We start from the raw sequence: 410 nt of genomic DNA on the forward strand, positions 1-410 counted from the left end.
CGCTTGCTCCACGGTTTCTGCGGCCGGGGCGATAGTTTCCACTGGCGCTGCAACGACAGGCGTCGTTTCCACCGCTTCAGGTTCTACCACCACCGGCTCGGCGTCGAGCGTCACTGGCGCGATAGCCTGAGGCGCTTCGACAGCCGGTGCTTCGGTGACCGGCTCCTGAGGCGCTGGCTCGACGGCTGCTGGCGCGACAACTTCCGCAGCATCAACGACCAGCGGCTCGGCGGCCGCTACCGGCTCGACGACTACCGGCTCAGCGGTTACTGGTTCCATGGTAGCCGGCGCGACGGTGACCGGCGCAGCGGTAACGGTTTCAACGACGGCAACCGGGGCCGCTACGGCCTCGACAGTTTTCGCGACGCTGGCGTCCTGAACCTGAACCTCTTCCGGCTGCTGATCCTGCG

1 pseudogene is annotated in these 410 nt (G+C 66.8%); it reads right to left on the reverse strand.

What is annotated here, in order from left to right:
* Positions 1 to 410, reverse strand: a pseudogene (locus PL640_RS25615) (hypothetical protein); the annotation flags it as partial.

Source organism: Agrobacterium sp. ST15.16.024 (assembly GCF_027956545.1).
Classification (GTDB): domain Bacteria; phylum Pseudomonadota; class Alphaproteobacteria; order Rhizobiales; family Rhizobiaceae; genus Agrobacterium; species Agrobacterium cucumeris.